This window comes from Streptomyces sp. NPDC058701 (assembly GCF_042715295.1).
Taxonomy (GTDB): domain Bacteria; phylum Actinomycetota; class Actinomycetes; order Streptomycetales; family Streptomycetaceae; genus Streptomyces.
The window spans coordinates 26,183-44,425 of the sequence record NZ_JBHXSY010000037.1 but is presented as its reverse complement, the minus strand read 5'-3'; the positions used below and the strand labels follow the sequence as shown (position 1 = coordinate 44,425).

Genomic DNA, 18,243 nt, shown 5'->3' with positions numbered 1-18,243 from the left:
CCGGACAGCTCTAGGCGGCCTGCTCCTGCTGCTTGCGCCAGCGGATCCCGGCCTCCAGGAAGCCGTCGATCTCGCCGTCGAGGACCGCCTGCGGGTTGCCGACCTCGAACTCCGTCCGCAGGTCCTTGACCATCTGGTACGGGTGAAGGACGTAGGAGCGCATCTGGTTGCCCCAGGAGCTGCCCCCGTCCTTCAGGGCGTCCATCTTGTCCTTCTCCTCCTGGCGGCGCCGCTCCAGCAGCTTGGCCTGGAGGACGTTCATGGCGCTGGCCTTGTTCTGGATCTGCGAGCGCTCGTTCTGGCAGGAGACGACGATGCCGGTCGGGAGGTGCGTGATGCGCACGGCCGAGTCGGTGGTGTTGACGCCCTGACCGCCGGGGCCCGAGGCGCGGTACACATCGACGCGCAGCTCGCCCTCGTCGATCTCGACGTGGTCGCTGGACTCGACGACCGGCAGCACCTCGACGCCCGCGAAGGAGGTCTGGCGGCGGCCCTGGTTGTCGAAGGGCGAGATCCGCACGAGGCGGTGGGTGCCCTGCTCGACGGAGAGCGTGCCGTAGGCGTACGGGGCCTTGACGACGAAGGTGGTCGACTTGATGCCGGCCTCCTCCGCGTAGGAGGTCTCGTAGATCTCGGTCGGGTAGCCGTGCCGCTCGGCCCAGCGCAGGTACATGCGCTGGAGGCGCTCGGCGAAGTCGGAGGCGTCGACGCCGCCGGCCTCGGCGCGGATGTTGACCAGGGCCTCGCGCTCGGCGTACTCGCCGGAGAGGAGGGTGCGGACCTCCATCTCGTCCAGCGCCTTGCGGACGGAGATCAGCTCGGCCTCGGCCTCGGCGAGGGTGTCCGCGTCGTCCATCTCCTGGGCGAGCTCGAAGAGGACCGCGAGGTCATCGATGCGCCCGCGCAGGGTCTCGGTCTTGCGGACCTCGGCCTGGAGGTGCGAAAGCTTGCTCGTGATCTTCTGAGCGGCCTCCGGGTCGTCCCAGAGGGACGGCGCGGCGGCCTGCTCCTCGAGCACGGCGATATCTGCCCTCAGCTTGTCGAGGTCCAGGACGGCCTCGATCGACCCCATGGTCGAGGAGAGGGACTTCAGCTCTTCGGAAACATCGACGACTGCCACGGGTCCAGCGTAGCCGGTCCCCGGAGGCCGCCGTCCGGGCAGGCCGAATCACCCGTACTGGTGGCGGGGCGCACGGGCGTACGCTCACGTTATGACCGTTCTCTTCGTCACGCGCCTCGTCAAACGGCGACATGTGGACCACATGCGCGTCACGACGACGGGCTGTCAGCCGCCGGACCCGCACCGAGCCTGATCCACCCCGATCCGACTTGGGTCCTGTACGCGGCCCCTCGCGGTCCCGGCGCCACCCCTGCCGGCGACCCCTCCCCTCCGCGGCCCCGCCACCCCCGGGAACAGGCCCCCGTGACATCCGAAACGGAGCCGTCATGCCGTCCGCGCACACCCTCCCCGTCCTGGACCTCTCCCGTGCCGACGATCCGGCCCAGCGGGCCGCCTTCCTGCAGCAACTGCACGCGGCCGCCCGGGACACCGGGTTCCTGCACCTGACCGGGCACGGCATCACCGGTGCCGAGACCGCCCGGATCCTGGAGCTGACCAGGGCCTTCTTCGCCCTCCCGGAGGCCGACCGGCTCGCCGTGAGCAACCTGCGCTCCCCCCACTTCCGCGGCTACACCCGGATAGGCGCCGAGCTGACCGGCGGAGCCTCGGACTGGCGGGACCAGCTGGACGTGGGCGCCGAGCGGCCCGCGCCGGTACTGGGGCCGGACGACCCGGCGTACCTGTGGCTGGAGGGGCCGAACCAGTGGCCCGCGGCCCTGCCCGAGCTGCGCACCGCGGTACTGGAGTGGCAGGCGCGGCTGGCGGCGGTGGCCCACCGGTTGCTCCGGGAGCTGCTGGCCTCGATCGGCGCCCCGGCCGACTTCTTCGACGCGGCGTTCGCGGACCGGCCGCACCTGCACACCAAGCTGATCCGCTACCCCGGCTCGGCGCCGTCCGGCACCGACCAGGGCGTGGGCGCCCACAAGGACTACGGGTTCCTCACCCTGCTGCTCCAGGACTCCGTCGGCGGTCTCCAGGTGGTCCGCGACGGCCGCTACCTCGACGTGCCGCCGCTGCCGGGGGCGTTCGTGGTCAACCTGGGCGAGCTGCTGGAGATCGCGACCGAGGGGTACCTGACGGCGACCGACCACCGGGTGGTCAGCCCCCCGGGCGCGGTGGAGCGGTACTCGGTGCCGTTCTTCTACAACCCGCGGCTGGACGCGGTGGTGGAGACGGTCCCGGGCGACTACCTGCGCGCGGCGCCCGGGGTGGCGCACGACGCGGACAACCCGCTGCACGCGGAGTACGGCCGCAACGAGCTCAAGGGCTGGGTCCGCGCGCACCCGGAGGTGGCCCGGCGCTGGCACCCGGAGCTGGTGGCGGCGTAACCGGAGGCGCGCCGGGCCCCGGCGCGCGCCGGAGACGGTCCCGGGCGGCTACGGCGAGCGGGTGCCGGAGTTCTTGGTGTCCTGCGGGGGCGGGGTCTCCTCGCCCCCGGAGAGCGCGAGCCACGTGCCGACCCCCACCACGGCGGTCAGCGCCAGCGCGGACGCGGACAGCACCAGCCGGCGCTTGCGCGCGGCCTCGGCGCGGTGCCGGGCCGCGCCGGGGCGGTGGCCGCCGGCGGGGCGCGGGACGCGGGCGGTGCCGAGCGCGCCGCCCGCCAGCTCGTCCGGACCCGGTACCCGCATCGAGGTGTGCGTGTCCCGGTTGGAGTCGGTCGCCGAGCCCGGCACCAGCGGGACCACGCCGCGGCGCCGCACGGGGTCGGCCGGCGGCTCCTCGGCCTCCGGTTCGCCCGGACCGGCGTCGTCCGGCTCGTCCACGTCCAGCGGCGGCATCCCGGCCAGCATCGGCAGCAGGTCACGGAGCCGGGCCGAGAGCTCCGACGCGCGCAGCCGCGACGCCGGGGCCTTGGCCAGGCACTGCACCATCAGCTGCCACAGCTCGTCGGGGATCCCGGGCAGCGGGACGACCGTCTCGGTCACGTGCCGGCGCAGCACCGCGCCGGGGTGGCCGCCGCCGAACGGGGTGAACCCGGCCAGCAGCTCGTACAGGACGGTGGCCAGGGCGTATATGTCGACCGCCGCCCGCGGGGGCAGGCCCTCCACGATCTCGGGGGCCAGGTAGTCCGGGGTGCCGATGATCCGGGTCGGGGCCGAGGCCCGGCCCGTGGCGGCCCGCCGCGGGGAGTCGATCAGCTTGGCGACGCCGAAGTCGGTCAGCAGCGCCGGGTGGGCTCCGCCGGGCCCAAGCGGGCCCTGCATGTCGAGCAGGACGTTCTCGGGCTTGACGTCCCGGTGCACCACCCCGGCCGCGTGGGCCGCGGCCAGTGCGTCGGCGACGTCCGCGACGATCGCCACGGCCGCCTCGGGGGCGAGCCGGCGCTCGCGGTCGAGGCGCGTGCGCAGGTCGGTGCCGCGGACGAGGTCCATGACGAGGGCGAGGTCGTTGCCGTCCACGACGAGGTCGCGGACGGAGACGACGTGCGGGTGTTCCAGGCCGAGCAGCGCGCTGCGCTCCTGGACGAAGCGTCCGACCAGCTCCTGGTCGGACGCGAGGTCCTCGCGCAGCAGTTTGACGGCGACGGGGCCTTCCGGCCCCTCGCCCAGCCACACCGTGCCCGCGCTGCCGCGCCCCAGGATCTGGTGCGCGGTGTACCGGCTGCCGATCTTCCGTGCCACGACTGCTCCCTCAGCGGCTGGCGTACGCACCAAAGCTACGCGGCCGGGTGGGGGTTGGAGGCCAGTAGGGGGCCCGATTTGCGGCGACCTTCGCTTCTGGGGGCTAAATCACTCCCCAGAAGTCGACAAATCCACGAACTCGGCATCAGGGCGACCCGGTTCAGGGTGCCCCGGAGCTCCCGGACCCCGGGGATCCACCGATGGAGCCGATGAAGTCGGCGGCCTCGGTGCCCCAGGTCCACAGCTGGTCCCACCAGCCGCGGCCGGTGCCGACCCACTCCTGGAGCGGGGTCAGCTCCCAGACCAGCCAGCCCGCGACGAAGAACAGCAGGATCATGACCAGGCAGCCCTTGAGGCAGCCGAGGCCGGGGATCCGCACCGGGTTGGCGCTGCGGCGGCGGGGCTCCCGCGGTTCGCGGGGTTCCCGCGGCGGCCGCTGCTGCGGCGGGGGCTGCTGCGGCGCCTGGGGCTGCCGGTACTGCGGCTGCTGCGGCTGCTGGTACGGCTGGGGCTGGTGCTGCTGCGGCTGGTAGTGCTGCGGCGGCGGGGGCGCGTACTGCTGCTGCGGCTGGTACTGCGGCTGCTGGTACTGCTGCGGCGGGGGGCCCTGCCGGTACGGCTGCTGCTGCGCGCCCTGCGGCGGCTGCTGCCGGGGGCGCTGCTGCGGCGGGGGCGGCGGGGGTGCCTGCCGCTGCGGGCGCCGGCGCAGCGGGTCCTCGCTCGGGTCGAGGTACTGCATCTGCGTCTGCTCGTTGCGGTCGCGGACCGCCCGCATCTGCGACTCCCACGGGTGCGGCTGGTCCGGCCGCTGCACGGGGGGCATCACCGAGGTCGGGTCGGCGGCGCCCGCGGCGCCGGTGCTCGGAAGCACGGAGGTCGCGTCGGCCGCGCCCACCGGGGGCAGGACGCTGGTCATGCCGTTCGGGTCGTAGCCGCCCATGGGCGAGCCCGCGGAGCCGGGCAGGACCTGGGTGGCGTCGCCGACGCCCGGGGTCGCGGGGACCGGCGCGGGCGAGGGGTCGGGGGCGAGCAGCGCGGCGACGCCGAGCGCGGCCTCCACCTCGGAGGGCGCGGAGTGCACGCCGATGCCGGCGGCGACCACGCGCAGGCCGCGGGCCAGGCTCTCGGCGCTGGGGCGCTCGTTCGGCTCCTTGCTCAGGCAGCGCTGGATGACGGTCCAGAGCGGCTCGGGCAGGGTCGAGGGGCGCTGCGGCTCCTCGCTGAGGTGGCGGTGGAGCACTTCGAGCGCGGTGCCGCCGGCGAACGGCGGGCGGCCGGTGACCAGCTCGTACAGCAGGATGCCGGCGCCGTAGATGTCGACGGCGGAGGTCTGCGGACGGCCCTCGGCGGACTCGGGGGCCACGTAGGCCGGGGTGCCGACGAACTCGTGCGTGCGGGTCAGGCCCGGGGAGTCCGCGAGGCGGGCGATGCCGAAGTCGGTCAGCATCGGCTTCATCTGCCCGCCCCGCTCGTCGAGCAGCACGTTGGCGGGCTTGAGGTCGCGGTGGACCACCCCGTCGGCGTGGCTGGCGGCGAGCGCGTCCGCGATCTGGGCGGTCAGCAGGCTCGCGGCGACGGGGGTGAAGGGCCCGTTCTGGCGGAGGTACTTGTGCAGGTCCGGACCGTCGATGAGGTCCATGACCAGCGCGAGCAGGTCACCCTCGACGACGAGGTCGCGCGTGCGCACGATGTTGGGATGCGTCAGGCGCAGCAGGACCGAGCGCTCGCGCAGGAAGCGCATGACGATGTCGGGATCGTGGGCCAGCTCCTCCTTGAGGACCTTGATGGCCACGGTCTCGCCGGGATGGCCGGCGACCGCCGCCTCCGCACCCGCGGCCTCCCTCTGGCGGGCCCGCCAGACGGTGCCCGTGGCGCCGCGTCCGAGCGGCTCTTCGAGCAGGTACTTGCTGCCGACTGGCCGCACGTCTCGCGCTCCCTGCTGTCGTCTGCCGGCGCGTTTTCGCGCCGCCGTCCATCGATGGGTTTTCCGGCCCACTCTAGGGGGTGTCCCCGGGGAAGACGCCGGGCGACGGAGGTTGGTTGCCGCACATATGTACGGAGGGTGATGTTCGCGGCGTATGCCGGGGGCGATTTTCCCCGCTTTCCCGGGCCCGCTGTCCGGATCCCGACGGGTCGGGGCGCCCCCGGCGCCGATCAAGATCACTTGTCGCCGGGTGCCGGGCGTGTTGTCGGCTGCAGGTGCGAGGATGCACCCGTACGGACGGCACGGGACGGGAGCCCCGCCTTCCGGCAGACCTGACCGGACGACGCGTCCGTGCCGGGTGGGGGGCGACCGGGCAGCCATGTCCCGCGGTTCCCCTGCCGGGCGCACGCACCGCGCACCGCGCAGAAGGGACCGCTGACTGCGATGCAGATCCGGCTGACCGTCCTTGGGTCGCGCAGCGGCCACCAGACCGCGCCCGCCCCCGCGAGCTGTGACGTGCTCGTCACCGCGCCCCCGGGCACGGCCCTGGCCGCCGTCGCCTCCGGCTTGGCGGCGACCGTCGGCGGGCCCGACACCGGGGGCACCATCGTGCTCTACGCCGGCGCGGAGCGGCTCGACCTCCAGCGCCGGGTGCTCGGCGAGCCCCCGCTGGTGGACGGGGCGGTGCTGGCGCTGAACGCGCCCGTGCCGGACGTGCTGCCGGAGGACGGCCTCGGCGCGCCCCAGCTGCACGTGGTGGCCGGGCCCGACGCGGGCGGGGTGCACCTCCTGCACAGCGGGCAGATCCGGGTCGGGCGCTCCGCCGACGCCGACGTCCCGCTGGACGACCCGGACGTGTCCCGGATGCACTGCACGGTCACGGTGACGGGCGACGGCCGGGTCTCGGTGGCCGACCTGAACTCGACGAACGGCACCACCCTGGACGGCTCCCCCGTGGGCGCCGCGCCCGTGGCCCTGCCCCCGGGCGCGCTGCTGCGGGTCGGCGAGTCCACCCTGCGCCTCGCGGCCGGGAGCGCGGCCCCGCTGGCGGTCGCCCCCGACCTGGAGGGCCACCTCGCGGTACGGGGCCGCACCGCCCCGAAGCCGGCGCCCGCCGCGACCCCGGACGGGACCGGCCCGGGTGACGGCGCCGGCCACGCCGCAGGCCCCGGCTCGGTCCACACCGCGGGTGACGGCCGGGGCGACGACACCCCCGCGTCCGGGACCGCCCGGCCCGGCGGTCCCGGGTACGGCGGCCCCGGGTACGCCCCCGGCGGCCCCGGCTCGGGCGCGACCGGCCCGGGGGCGCCCGCGGTCCCCCAGGCCCGCACCGCGCCCGGCGCCCCCTCCGGCGCCCCGTCGGGCGCACCGCACGCACCGGCCACGCCCGTCGCCGCGGCCCACGCGCCCGCGCCCGAACCCGGGTACGGGCCGACGGCCGCGCCCGAACCCGCGGAGCCCCCCGCGGGCCGCCGCAGGGGCCTGGGCGCCTGGGCCCGCAAGTGGGTCCGGGGGGACGAGGCGTACGAGGTCCCGGCCGAGCCGGAGGCCCTGCCCCCCGTCTCCGTCGCCCCCGACCCCGACGATCCGGCCGCGCTGCTGCTGGCCGCCTTGGGTCCCACCGAGCGGCTGTGGTCGCGCGGGCCCGGGCACCCCGGGGTGCTGGACCTCGGGCTCGGCGCGGGCAGCCGGGTCGACCTGCGGGCCGTCGGCTCGCTCGGCCTCGCCGGACCGCGCGCCCGCCTCGCCGGGGTGGCCCGCAGCGTGGTCGCGCAGCTGGCCGCCCTGCACGCCCCCGGGCAGCTGGAGATCGTGCTCGTCTGCACCGACCGGGCCCGCCCGCTGGCCGAGCGGCGCCGCGACTGGGGCTGGCTCGGCTGGCTGCCCCACGTACGCCCCGCGCACGGCCAGGACTGCCGGCTGCTGCTGGCCTACGACCGCGACCAGGCCGCCGCCCGGACCGGGGAGCTCACCCGGCGCCTGGACGACGGCCCCCTCGGCACGCACTGGGCCGCCGCCGATCACGAGGGGGTCCGGCAGGCCGCCCGCGTCTACCGGGGCCCGTACACCCTGCTCGTCCTCGACGGCGATCCCGGCGCGGGACCGCTGCGCGACGTCACCGGGCGGCTCGCCTCGCACGGCCCGGCCGGCGGCATCCACGTGCTCGCCCTCGCCGACGCCCCGGCCGCCACCCCCGCCTCGCCCGTCGCCGAGACGTACGAGGCGGCCTGCGCGAGCGCCCCGGCCTTCCGGGACTGCGGCGCGGTCGCCCTGCTCAGCGGGGACGTCGCCACGGCCGTACGGACCTTCGCCGTCACCGGCGGCCGGCCGGTCCCCTCCGGCGACACCGTCACCGCCGACGCCGTGTCCGCCGCCTGGGCCGAGCGGTTCGCCCGCGCCCTGGCGCCGCTGCGCGCCGACGGCGGTCCGGCCGAGCCCTACCGCCCGGCCGCGGCCGTCCTGCCCGCCACCGCGCGGCTGCTGGACGAACTGGGGCTGGCACGGGCCACCCCGGCCTCCCTGATGGCCCGTTGGGCCGAGGCCACCGACCAGGGGCAGGGCACCGGCGGACTCGCGGAGATCGTGCTGGGCAGCGGGCGGCGCGGTCCCGTCGGCGCCGAACTCGTCCACGACGGCCCGCACCTGCTGATCGAGGGGCCCGCCGGGAGCGGCCGGACCGAGCTGCTGCGCTCGGTGGCCGCCTCGCTGTCCGCGGCGGCCCGGCCCGACCGGCTGGGGCTGGTCCTGCTGGACGGGGCCGGCGGCGAGCGCGGCGACGGGCTGCTGCCCTGTACCGAGCTCCCGCACGCCTCCGCTCACCTGGTGGCCTCCGACCCGCTGCGCATGCGGGAATTCGCGCAGGCCCTGGGCGCCGAGCTGAAGCGACGGCACGAGCTGCTGGACGGGGTGCCGTTCACGGAGTGGCACGCCCGGCGCGAGCTCGCCGACCGGATGGTCTCGCCCCGCCAGCCCACCCCGGGCGAGCAGCGCGGCGACATCGACCCCCAGCGCACCGGGACCCTGCGGCTGCGTGCCGCGGCCCCGCGGACCGATCCGGCCGGGCCGAGCCCGCTGCCCCGGCTGGTGGTCCTCGTCGACGACCTCGACGCGCTGGTCGCGCCGGGGCTGGGCAGCACGGGCCGGCCCGCCGCCGGCTCGGTGGTCCGGGCGCTGGAGGCGGTGGCCCGCGAGGGCGCCCGCCTCGGGGTGCACCTGGTGGCCACGACCGCCCGCCCCGACCGGACGGCCGAGACCGGGCTGGCCCGGCTGACCACCCTGCGCGTGGAGCTCGACGCCCCGGACCAGCCGGGCCCCGGCCGCGGCGTGCTGCGGTACGCGGACGGCCGCACGGTCCCGTTCCAGGCCGGCCGGGTCACGGGGCGGATCCCGCGCACCGCGACCCTGAGGCCGACTGTGGTGCCGGTGGAGTGGGAGCGGATGGGCGACCCGCCGGCCCGCCGCCCGGTGCGCGAGCTGGGCAACGGGCCGACCGACCTCGCGCTGCTGGCCAGCGCCCTGGACCGAGCCTCCCACCTGGTCTCGGCGACGCCGGTGCTGTTCCCCCCGGCCCCCTGAACCCCTGCGGCGCCCCCGCGACGCGGTATTGCGGGGGCGCGCGGGTCGGCGTAGACCTTGTGGTCCGGGACACACCACGGGCATCGGGGGCACCGTCATGCGCAGGCACGGATCGCGTCGTACGACACTCGGCTGGGCGGCCGCGGCAGCCGCGGGCATGCTCGCGCTGACCGCCTGCGGGGGCGGCGCGGACAAGGAGGAGCCGGCCCGGGGAGGTGAGACCGCGCCGGGGCCCACGGTGGAACTACCGAAACTGACGGGCGAGAAGCTGGAGGTCGCCGCGGTCTGGACGGGCGCGGAGCAGGAGAACTTCACCAAGGTCCTGAAGGAGTTCGAGAAGCGGACCGGGGCCACCGTCACCTTCGTCCCCGCCCAGGATCCGATCGTCACGTTCCTCGGCTCGAAGATCGCGGGCGGCGCCCCGCCGGACGTGGCACTGCTCCCGCAGGTCGGGGCGCTGGTCTCGGCGGTGCAGAACAAGTGGGCGCAGCCGGTGGGTCCGGAGGCGAAGGCACAGCTCGACGCGAACTACTCGGCGGGCTGGAAGACGCTCGGCGCGGTCGAGGGCACCCAGTACGGGGTGTACTACAAGGCCGCGAACAAGTCGCTGATCTGGTACAACGCGAAGGCCTTCGAGGCGGCGGGCGTCAAGCCCCCCACCACCTGGAAGGAGTTGCTGACGGCGGCGGACACGCTCTCCGCGTCGGGCACCCCGGCGGTCTCGGTGGCGGGTGCGGACGGCTGGACGCTGACCGACTGGTTCGAGAACGTCTACCTCTCCCAGGCGGGTCCGGAGAAGTACGACCAGCTGGCCAAGCACCAGATCAAATGGACGGACGACAGCGTCAAGCAGGCGCTGACCACGCTGGGCGAGCTCTTCGGCCGCAAGGACTTCCTGGCGGGCGGGGCGAGCGGGGCGCTGGCCACCGAGTTCCCGAAGTCGGTGACGCAGACGTTCACCGGCGGCGACCGGCCGGCGGCCGCGATGGTCTTCGAGGGCGACTTCGTCGCGGTGAACATCGCGCAGACCGAGGCGAAGGTCGGCACGGACGCGCTCGTCTTCCCCTTCCCGGCGGTCGGCGCGAAGTCGCCGGTGGTGTCGGGCGGTGACGTGGCGGTCGCGCTGAAGCCGTCGAAGGGCGCGCAGGCCCTGCTGACGTTCCTGGCGTCGCCGGACGCGGCGGAGATCCAGGCCCGCCTGGGCGGGTTCGTCTCCCCGAACAAGGCGGTGGATCCGGCCGCCTATCCGAACGACATCCAGCGGGGCATCGCCAAGGCGCTGATCGCGGCGGGCGACGACTTCCGCTTCGACATGTCGGACCAGGCCCCGGCGGCCTTCGGCGGGACCCCGGGCGCGGGCGAGTGGAAGGCGCTCCAGGACTTCCTGGCGAACCCCTCGGACGTGGCGGGAGCCCAGGCGAAACTGGAGGCGGACGCGGCCAAGGCGTACGGGAACTGATCCCGTGACCTCCCAGTCCAAGCCGGCTGCGGCCGCCGTGACCGGCAGGTCCGCCGAGGCGCGGCGCCGCCGGCTGATCGCGGCGGCGTTCCTCCTCCCGTCCCTGGTGCTGCTCGGCGCGCTCGTCGTACACCCGATCGGCTACTCCCTCTACCGCAGCTTCTTCGACCGTCCCGGCTCCGGCTTCGTCGGCGGCGACAACTACCGGCAGATACTGAGCGATCCGACCATCCGCACCGCGCTGAAGAACACGGCGGTGTGGGTGGTGCTGGCACCGGCCCTGGCCACGGCGCTGGGGCTGATCTTCGCGGTGCTCACCGAACGGGTGCGCTGGGGAACGGCGTTCAAGCTCCTGGTCTTCATGCCGATGGCGATCTCGATGCTGGCGGCGGGCATCATCTTCCGGCTGGTCTACGACCACGACCCCGACCGGGGCGTCGCCAACGCGGTCTGGGTCGGGGTCCACGACACGTTCGCGGAGTCCTCGGCGTTCCCCAAGGCCCGCCCGGGCCGGGACTCCCCCCTGGTGGACGCGGGCGGCGGCGCGTTCGCGACCCGCGACCCCGTACGGGCGGGCGTCCCGGTGCTGCTTCCGCTGGTCGGCGTGGCACCGGAGGCGCTGCCCGCGGGGACCGCGGTCGCCAAGGCGGCCGGCGCCGACCCGGAGAAGGTCACCGGCACCGTCTGGCAGGACTTCACCCGGGGCGGGGGCGGCACGGTGAACACGGTCGACCCCACCGAGTCCGGCTTCGCCGGGATGCGCGTCGAGGCGGTGAAGGACGGGAAGGTCGTGGAGAGCGCCACCGCACGCGGGGACGGGGTCTTCGTCCTGTCCGCGAAGGCCGACGGGGCACAGCTGAGGCTGCCGGCCTCGAACTTCCGGGAAGCCTACGCGGGCGTCCAGTGGCTGGGCCCGGCGCTGGTGACCCCGGCGGTCATCGGGGCGTACGTCTGGATGTGGGCCGGCTTCGCGATGGTGCTGATCGGGGCGGGGCTGGCGTCGATGCCCCGGGAGCTGCTGGAGGCGGCCCGGGTGGACGGGGCGAACGAGTGGCAGGTGTTCCGCCGGGTCACCGTGCCGATGCTGGCGCCCGTGCTGGTGGTCGTGCTCGTCACGCTCGTCATCAACGTCATGAAGGTGTTCGACCTGGTCTTCGTGATCGCTCCCGGGGCGGTGCAGGACGACGCGAACGTGCTGGCCCTCCAGCTGTACCGCACCTCCTTCGGCACGGACGCCGATCCGGGCCTGGGCAGCGCCATCGCCGTCCTGCTGCTCGTCCTGGTGCTGCCGGTCATGCTGGTGAACATCCGCAGGCTGCGGAAGGAAAGGTCCCGATGAGCGGATTCGAGCGGACGCCGGACCGGTCGGCCCCTGCCGGGTCGCCCCCCGCCGTACCGGCGACCGGCGCCGGTACGGGAACCGGAGCGGGCACGGGGACCCTGACCGCGCCCGGGACCGGGACGGCCGCGCGCTCCGTTGCCGCCGCGGGCCCCGGGGCCGCCGCACGGGCCGGGCGCGGTCTGGCGGCCCGGGCCGCGGGCGGGGTGCTGCGCCTCTTCCTGATCGCGGCCGCGCTGTTCTGGCTGCTGCCCACCCTCGGCCTGCTCATCTCCTCCTTCCTCGCCCCGTCCGACCTGGACAAGGGCGGCTGGTGGGGGGTGCTGACCGCGCCGTCCCGGCTCACGGTCGACAACTACGCGCGGCTGCTGGCCAACGACACCATCACCGGGTCCCTGCTGAACACCCTCGCGATCGCGGTGCCGGCGACCCTGCTCGTGCTCGTCCTGGGCGCGTTCGCCGGGTACGCCTTCGCCTGGCTGGAGTTTCCCGGCCGGGACTGGCTGTTCCTCGTCGTCGTGGGACTGCTCGTCGTCCCGGTCCAGGTGGCGCTGATCCCGGTCTCCGAACTGTTCGGCACGATCGGCCTGTTCGAGACCACGGCGGGGGTGGTGCTGTTCCACACCGCGTTCGGGCTGCCGTTCGCCGTGTTCCTCCTGCGGAACTACTTCGCGGAGATCCCGCGCGAGCTGCTGGAGGCGGCGCGGCTGGACGGGGCGGGCGAACTGCGGCTGTTCGCCCGGGTGGTGCTGCCGCTGGGCGGGCCGGCGATCGCCTCGCTCGGCATCTTCCAGTTCCTGTGGGTGTGGAACGACATGCTGGTCGCGCTCGTCTTCGCCGACTCGGCGAACCCTCCGGTCACGGTCGCGCTCCAGCAGCAGGTGCGGCAGTTCGGGAACAACATCGACGTGCTGGCGCCGGGCGCCTTCCTGTCGATGGCGATCCCGCTCGTCGTCTTCTTCGCCTTCCAGCGGCAGTTCGTCTCGGGGGTGATGGCCGGCGCCGTCAAGTGACGTCCCGCACGTCCCTCCCGAGCCAGCCGCGGCTCACTGGATCACGGCTTCGACGTGCGGAGTTGACGCTCCGTAACCCGAATGCCGCACGCCGCGTAACCCGATCGCCACGCCGGGGGTTCCTGGGCCATATGCCCGCCCGCCGACCCCTGGATGTGCCGTGCCCCGGTTCAGCGTCATCGTGCCCGCGTACAAGGTCCAGGCGTACCTCCAGGAGAGTCTGGACTCGGTCCTGACGCAGTCGTACCCGGATCTGGAACTGATCGCGGTCGACGACGCCTCCCCGGACGCCTGCGGCTCGATCATCGACGAGTACGCTGCGCGGGACCCCCGGGTCACCGCCGTGCACCTGGCGCACAACCTGGGGCTGGGCCCGGCCCGCAACGCGGGTCTGGCCCGGGCCACCGGCGACTACCTGATCTTCCTCGACGGCGACGACACCCTCGCCCCGGGCGCCCTCCAGGCCATCACCGACCGGCTGAAGGCCACCGGCTCCCCCGACGTCCTCGTCTACGACTACGCGCGCACCTTCTGGACGGGCGAGCTGGTCCGCAACCGGCTCTCGGACCGGCTGTCGGAGGAGGGCCCGGCCAGTTTCCGGCTCGCCGACCGCCCGGCCCTGCTCGGCATGCTGATGGTGGTGTGGAACAAGGCGTACCGCCGGGAGTACGCGGAGCGCGAGGGCCTGTCCTTCCCGCCCGGCTTCTACGAGGACACCCCGTGGACCTACCCGGCGCTGCTGGCCGCCGAGTCCGTCGCCGTCCTGGACCGGGTCTGTGTGCACTACCGCCAGCGGCGGACCGGGTCGATCCTGACCACCTCCAGCCGCCGCCACCTCGACATCTTCGACCAGTACGACCGCGTCTTCGGCTACCTCGCCGGCCGTCCCGAACTGGAGCGCTGGCGCCCCACCGTGCACCGGCGGATGGCCGAGCACTTCTGCGCCGTGTACGCCGACCCGCGCCGCCTCCCGCGCACGAGCCGCGCCGAGTTCTTCGCCCGGGCCTCGGCCCTGCTGCGCCGCTACCGGGCGCCCGGCGGCGGGGGCGCGCTGCCGCTGTCCCTGTCGCGGACCGACCGGGTCCGCCACTCCCTGATGCGGCTGGGCGCCCGGCGCGCGTACCGGCTGCTGTCGGCGCTCCGCTCGGCGGGGTCGGCGGTCCGGCGCGGAGCGGGCGTGCTGGGGCGGGGGCTGCGGGAGTGCGCGCTGCGGCTGCACTACCGGGTGCAGCGATTGCTGCCGCTCCGGCCGGAGCTGGCGGTCTTCTCCGCGTACTGGCACGGCGGTTACGCCTGCAACCCGGCGGCCGTCGAGGCGAAGCTGCGAGAGCTGGCGCCCCGGATGCGCACGGCATGGATCTGCGACCCGGCGCACACCGCCACGCTCCCCCGCGAGACGGTGGCGCTGCGGCCCGGCTCGGCGGCGTACTGGAGCGCCCTGGCCCGGGCGACGTACCTGGTGACGAACGTCAACTTCGACCGCGCCCTGGTCAAACGGCCCGGCCAGATCCTGGTGCAGACCCAGCACGGCACCCCGCTCAAGCGGGTCGGCCTCGACCTCCAGGACCGGCCGGCCGCCACCCCGACCACGGACTTCGCGGGCCTGCTGCGCGGCGCCGACCAGTGGGACTACCTGCTCTCGGCGAACCGGCACTCGACGCTGGTGTGGGAGAGGGCCGTGCCGTCCTCGTACACGACGCTGGAGTACGGCTACCCGCGCAACGACGTCTTCCACCGGGCGAGCCGGGCGGACGTGCTGGAGCTGCGGGAGCGGCTCGGCATCCCGCCGGGCTCGACGGCCGTCCTGTACGCGCCCACGCACCGTGACTACCGGCGCAGCCGGCCCGACCACCTGGACTTCGAGCGGGTCCTGCGGGACCTGGGCCCGCGGTTCACGCTGCTGGTCCGCACGCACCTGACGTACGCCGGCTCGGGGTGGGCGCCGGAGGCGCACCCGCGGCTGATCGACGTCTCCGCGTACCCGTCGGTCGAGGAACTCTGCCTGGCGTCCGACGCGTTGGTGACGGACTATTCGTCCCTGATGTTCGACTACGCGGCGCTGGACCGCCCGATCGTGATCCACGCGGACGACTGGGAGGCCTACGAGGCGGCCCGGGGCACCTACTTCGACCTGCGGGCCTGTCCGCCCGGGGCGATCGCCCGCACCGAGGACGAGCTGGTGGACATCTTCGCCACCGGGCACTGGCAGGGCTCGCGCTCGGCGCAGCTGCGGGCGGCGTTCCGCGCGCGGTTCTGCCCGTACGACGACGGCCACGCGGCGGAGCGCGTCGTGCGCCGGGTCTTCCTCGGGCAGGCCGTCCCGGTCCCGGCGGTCATCCCGCTGGAGGAGCGCCGCCCGGCACCGGCCGCGCCCTCGGCCGTCCCGGAGCCGACGCTGGCGCACCTGACGGCGGGCCGGATGCCCTTCTGACGCGCGGGGGCGCGCCCGCCGGCGCCCGGGGGCCCGGTCGGCGACGCCCGAGGACGTTCGCGGGCGCGCGCCGGGGGCCGTTCGCGGGCCGGGCCCCGGGGCCGTTCCCCCGGGCCCCGGCGGCGGTCCGCCCGGGTCAGGCGGCCCGCAGGCCGGCCACCACCGAGCGGGCCAGGTCGTCCAGGTAGTCCTTCGGGACGGTGTCCCGGACCACCACCTGCCGCCAGTACAGCGGCCCGATGGCCAGGTCCAGCGTCCGGTCCGGGCAGGTCCCCTCGGGCAGCTCGCCGCGTGCGACCGCCTCGGAGACGATTCCCTCGGCCATCCGCCGCTGTCCGTCCAGCAGCGCTCCCCGCACCGCGTCCGCGATCTCGGGGTTCCGCGCCGCCTCGACCAGCAGGTCCGGGATGACCGCGGAGGCCACCGGGTGCCGCAGCACGTGCGTCGTGACCTCCAGCAGGGCCCGTACGTCCCCGTACAGGGAACCGGTCGACGGCACCGGCAGGCCGTCCGCCGCGAAGGCACCCACCAGGTCGAGCACGAGGTGCAGCTTCGACTTCCACCGCCGGTAGACGGCGGTCTTGCCGACGCCGGCCCGCCGGGCGACGCCCTCGATGGACATGCGCGCGAATCCGACGGCGGCGAGTTCCCCGACCACCGCCTCGCGGATCGCCTCGGTCACGTCCTCGCGCAGGACGGCGGCTCCGGCGGGCCGGCGGCGGGCGGGGGTGGCGGCGGGGTCGGAGGTCATGCAGAGAGCATAGCCGCGCACTTCGTCACGACGATACGGTTGCGTCCCGACGCTCGACGTCTTACTGTCGCCGTAGCGACGATACGGACCCGTTCCATCGTGCGCGACGCCCCGACCCCGGCGAAAGCGACCCTTGTGACCACCGCGACCGCACCCTCGACCGCCGCAGCAGCCGCGGCCCGCCCGATCCCGCCGGAGCTCTCCCGGCTCGCGGCCGAGCACGGCCTGACCCTCAGCGGGGCCCGGCCCACGCTCCCCCGGTACCTCGCGCAGCTGTGGGGCCGCCGCCACTTCGTCACCACGTACGCGACCGCCCGCATGCAGGCGCAGTACAGCACCGCGAAGCTCGGCCAGGTCTGGCATCTGGTGACCCCGCTGCTCAACGCGGCGGTCTACTACTTCATCTTCGGCGTCGTCATGCGCGCCAGCCACCACGTGCCCGACTACGTGCCGTTCCTGATCACGGGCGTCTTCGTGTGGGACTTCATCGGCAGCTCCGTCAACGCCGGCACCAAGGCCGTCCACAGCAACCGCGGCCTGGTCCGCGCCCTGCACTTCCCGCGCGCCAGCCTGCCCCTCTCCACCGTCGTCCAGCTCTTCCAGCAGTTGCTCGTCACCATGGGCGCCCTGGTCATCCTGCTGCTGGCCTTCGGCCAGACGCCCGCGCTCTCCTGGTTCCTGGTCGCCCCGACCCTCGCGCTGATGGCGCTCTTCGCGGCCGGCTGCGCCCTGGTCATGGCCCGCATCGGCAGCAAGAACCCCGACGTCAGCCAGCTGATGCCGTTCGTCCTGCGCACCTGGATGTACTCCTCGGGGGTCATGTGGTCCATCGACCAGGTGCTCAAGACCGACCAGCTGCCGCACTGGGTGTCGACGGCACTGAAGCTCAACCCGGCGGCCGTCTACATCGACCTGATGCGCTTCGCGCTCATCGACAGCTTCTCCTCCCACTCGCTGCCGCACCACGTGTGGCCGGTGGCCATCGGCTGGGCGCTGCTCGCCGGCGTCGGCGGATTCATCTACTTCTGGAAGGCTGAGGAGGAGTACGGACGTGGCTGACACCTCGAAAACCCCGACGACCTTGACGACCCCGACGACCCCGACGACCTCGACGACCGTGGCCACCTCGACGCACACCCGGCCCGACCCCGCACCGGCGGCCCCGGGGACCCGCGTGCCCACCGTCATCGCCCACGACGTGCACGTGGTCTACCGGGTCCAGGGCAGCGGCGGCCGCAAGGGCGGCGCCGCCGCCGCGCTGAGCCGGGTCTTCTCCCGCAAGCAGGCCCCCGCCGCGCGCGAGGTCCACGCGGTCCGGGGCGTCAGCTTCACCGCGTACAAGGGCGAGGCCATCGGCCTCATCGGTTCCAACGGCTCGGGCAAGTCCACCCTGCTGGCCGCCATCGCCGGCCTCCAGCCGGTCGCCGCGGGCGAGATCCACTCCCACGGCCAGCCCTCCCTGCTCGGCGTGAACGCCGCGCTGATGAACGACCTGACGGGCGAGCGGAACGTGGTCCTCGGCGGGCTCGCCATGGGCATGACCCGCGAGCAGATCAAGGAGCGCTACCAGGAGATCGTGGACTTCTCCGGCATCAACGAGAAGGGCGACTTCATCTCCCTGCCCATGCGGACGTACTCCTCGGGCATGGGCGCCCGGCTGCGGTTCTCCATCGCCGCCGCCAAGGACCACGACGTCCTGATGATCGACGAGGCCCTGGCCACCGGCGACGCGGCCTTCCAGCGCCGCAGCCAGGCCCGCATCGAGGAGCTGCGCGAGCACGCGGGCACGGTCTTCCTGGTCAGCCACGGCATCAAAACGGTCCGCGAGACGTGCGACCGCGCGATCTGGCTGGAATCCGGCGTCCTGCGCATGGACGGCCCGTCCTCCGAAGTCTGCGCCGCCTACGAACGCTTCACCCCCTCCTGACCCCCACCCCCGCCGGCGTTTGAGGCGCACCACCCCAGCCCCGCCGGCGTTTGAGGCGCGGGGGTCCGGGGGCGGAGCC

Annotated in this window: 12 protein-coding genes; 8 read left to right on the top strand and 4 right to left on the bottom strand. The window is 74.6% G+C overall.

Annotated elements, in window-relative coordinates; genetic code table 11:
• Positions 1 to 10: 10 nt before the first annotated feature.
• Positions 11 to 1,120: a peptide chain release factor 2 gene (gene prfB / locus ACFWW8_RS29680; RefSeq protein ID WP_386533443.1), complete on the bottom strand. Its 1,110-nt coding sequence runs from the start codon at positions 1,118 to 1,120 to the stop codon at positions 11 to 13.
• A 326-nt stretch (positions 1,121 to 1,446) separates the two neighbouring features.
• On the opposite strand from prfB, the gene ACFWW8_RS29675 reads away from it, so the two are divergent.
• Positions 1,447 to 2,448 carry an isopenicillin N synthase family dioxygenase gene (locus ACFWW8_RS29675; protein ID WP_386533440.1) on the top strand — a complete coding sequence of 334 codons (1,002 nt, stop codon included), beginning with the start codon at positions 1,447 to 1,449 and terminating at the stop codon, positions 2,446 to 2,448.
• A 48-nt stretch (positions 2,449 to 2,496) separates the two neighbouring features.
• Here ACFWW8_RS29675 and ACFWW8_RS29670 read toward each other — a convergent pair whose 3' ends face one another.
• Together ACFWW8_RS29670 and ACFWW8_RS29665 are read right to left on the bottom strand one after the other, a co-directional pair.
• Entirely contained in the window at positions 2,497 to 3,744 is a 1,248-nt protein-coding gene (locus ACFWW8_RS29670) for a serine/threonine-protein kinase (RefSeq protein WP_386533437.1), read from the bottom strand.
• A gap of 160 nt (positions 3,745 to 3,904) precedes the next feature.
• Positions 3,905 to 5,668: a serine/threonine-protein kinase gene (locus ACFWW8_RS29665; RefSeq protein WP_386533435.1), complete on the bottom strand. Its 1,764-nt coding sequence runs from the start codon at positions 5,666 to 5,668 to the stop codon at positions 3,905 to 3,907.
• 444 nt (positions 5,669 to 6,112) lie between these two features.
• Between ACFWW8_RS29665 and ACFWW8_RS29660 the strand changes: the two genes are divergently transcribed.
• The 5 genes from ACFWW8_RS29660 to ACFWW8_RS29640 all read left to right on the top strand — a co-directional run bounded on the left by ACFWW8_RS29660 (position 6,113) and on the right by ACFWW8_RS29640 (position 15,486).
• On the top strand, positions 6,113 to 9,244 hold the full coding sequence (locus tag ACFWW8_RS29660) for an FHA domain-containing protein (protein WP_386533432.1): 3,132 nt from the start codon (positions 6,113 to 6,115) through the stop codon (positions 9,242 to 9,244).
• 97 nt (positions 9,245 to 9,341) lie between these two features.
• The gene (locus ACFWW8_RS29655) at positions 9,342 to 10,703 is read left to right on the top strand and encodes an ABC transporter substrate-binding protein (protein ID WP_386533429.1); all 1,362 of its coding nucleotides are present in this window, start codon (positions 9,342 to 9,344) and stop codon (positions 10,701 to 10,703) included.
• A gap of 37 nt (positions 10,704 to 10,740) precedes the next feature.
• Positions 10,741 to 12,042, top strand: coding sequence for a carbohydrate ABC transporter permease (locus tag ACFWW8_RS29650; protein WP_386533497.1), 1,302 nt, complete (start codon positions 10,741 to 10,743; stop codon positions 12,040 to 12,042).
• A complete protein-coding gene (locus ACFWW8_RS29645; protein WP_386533427.1) occupies positions 12,039 to 13,055 on the top strand; it encodes a carbohydrate ABC transporter permease in 1,017 nt (338 codons plus the stop codon). The genes ACFWW8_RS29650 and ACFWW8_RS29645 overlap by 4 nt, the downstream gene beginning before the upstream one ends.
• 160 nt (positions 13,056 to 13,215) lie before the next feature.
• Positions 13,216 to 15,486 (top strand): CDP-glycerol glycerophosphotransferase family protein, encoded by a 2,271-nt coding sequence (locus ACFWW8_RS29640; protein ID WP_386533424.1) that lies wholly within the window; start codon positions 13,216 to 13,218, stop codon positions 15,484 to 15,486.
• A 136-nt stretch (positions 15,487 to 15,622) separates the two neighbouring features.
• On the opposite strand, the gene ACFWW8_RS29635 is transcribed toward ACFWW8_RS29640, so the two are convergent.
• Positions 15,623 to 16,237: a TetR/AcrR family transcriptional regulator gene (locus ACFWW8_RS29635; protein ID WP_386533422.1), complete on the bottom strand. Its 615-nt coding sequence runs from the start codon at positions 16,235 to 16,237 to the stop codon at positions 15,623 to 15,625.
• Positions 16,238 to 16,372: 135 nt separating this feature from the next.
• On the opposite strand from ACFWW8_RS29635, the gene ACFWW8_RS29630 reads away from it, so the two are divergent.
• Both ACFWW8_RS29630 and ACFWW8_RS29625 read left to right on the top strand, forming a co-directional pair.
• Positions 16,373 to 17,296, top strand: a complete 924-nt coding sequence (locus ACFWW8_RS29630) for an ABC transporter permease (RefSeq protein ID WP_386533419.1) — start codon at positions 16,373 to 16,375, stop codon at positions 17,294 to 17,296.
• Between the two features lie 58 nt (positions 17,297 to 17,354).
• A complete protein-coding gene (locus ACFWW8_RS29625; protein WP_386533494.1) occupies positions 17,355 to 18,164 on the top strand; it encodes an ABC transporter ATP-binding protein in 810 nt (269 codons plus the stop codon).
• The last annotated feature ends 79 nt before the right edge of the window (positions 18,165 to 18,243 follow it).

What these genes read in the sequence shown, in the direction of transcription:
- ACFWW8_RS29635 (WP_386533422.1), bottom strand. Translation starts at nt 16,237, where the DNA reads ATGACCTCCGACCCCGCCGCCACCCCCGCCCGCCGCCGGCCCGCCGGA.
- ACFWW8_RS29675 (WP_386533440.1), top strand. Translation starts at nt 1,447, where the DNA reads ATGCCGTCCGCGCACACCCTCCCCGTCCTGGACCTCTCCCGTGCCGAC.
- ACFWW8_RS29645 (WP_386533427.1), top strand. Translation starts at nt 12,039, where the DNA reads ATGAGCGGATTCGAGCGGACGCCGGACCGGTCGGCCCCTGCCGGGTCG.
- ACFWW8_RS29660 (WP_386533432.1), top strand. Translation starts at nt 6,113, where the DNA reads ATGCAGATCCGGCTGACCGTCCTTGGGTCGCGCAGCGGCCACCAGACC.
- ACFWW8_RS29655 (WP_386533429.1), top strand. Translation starts at nt 9,342, where the DNA reads ATGCGCAGGCACGGATCGCGTCGTACGACACTCGGCTGGGCGGCCGCG.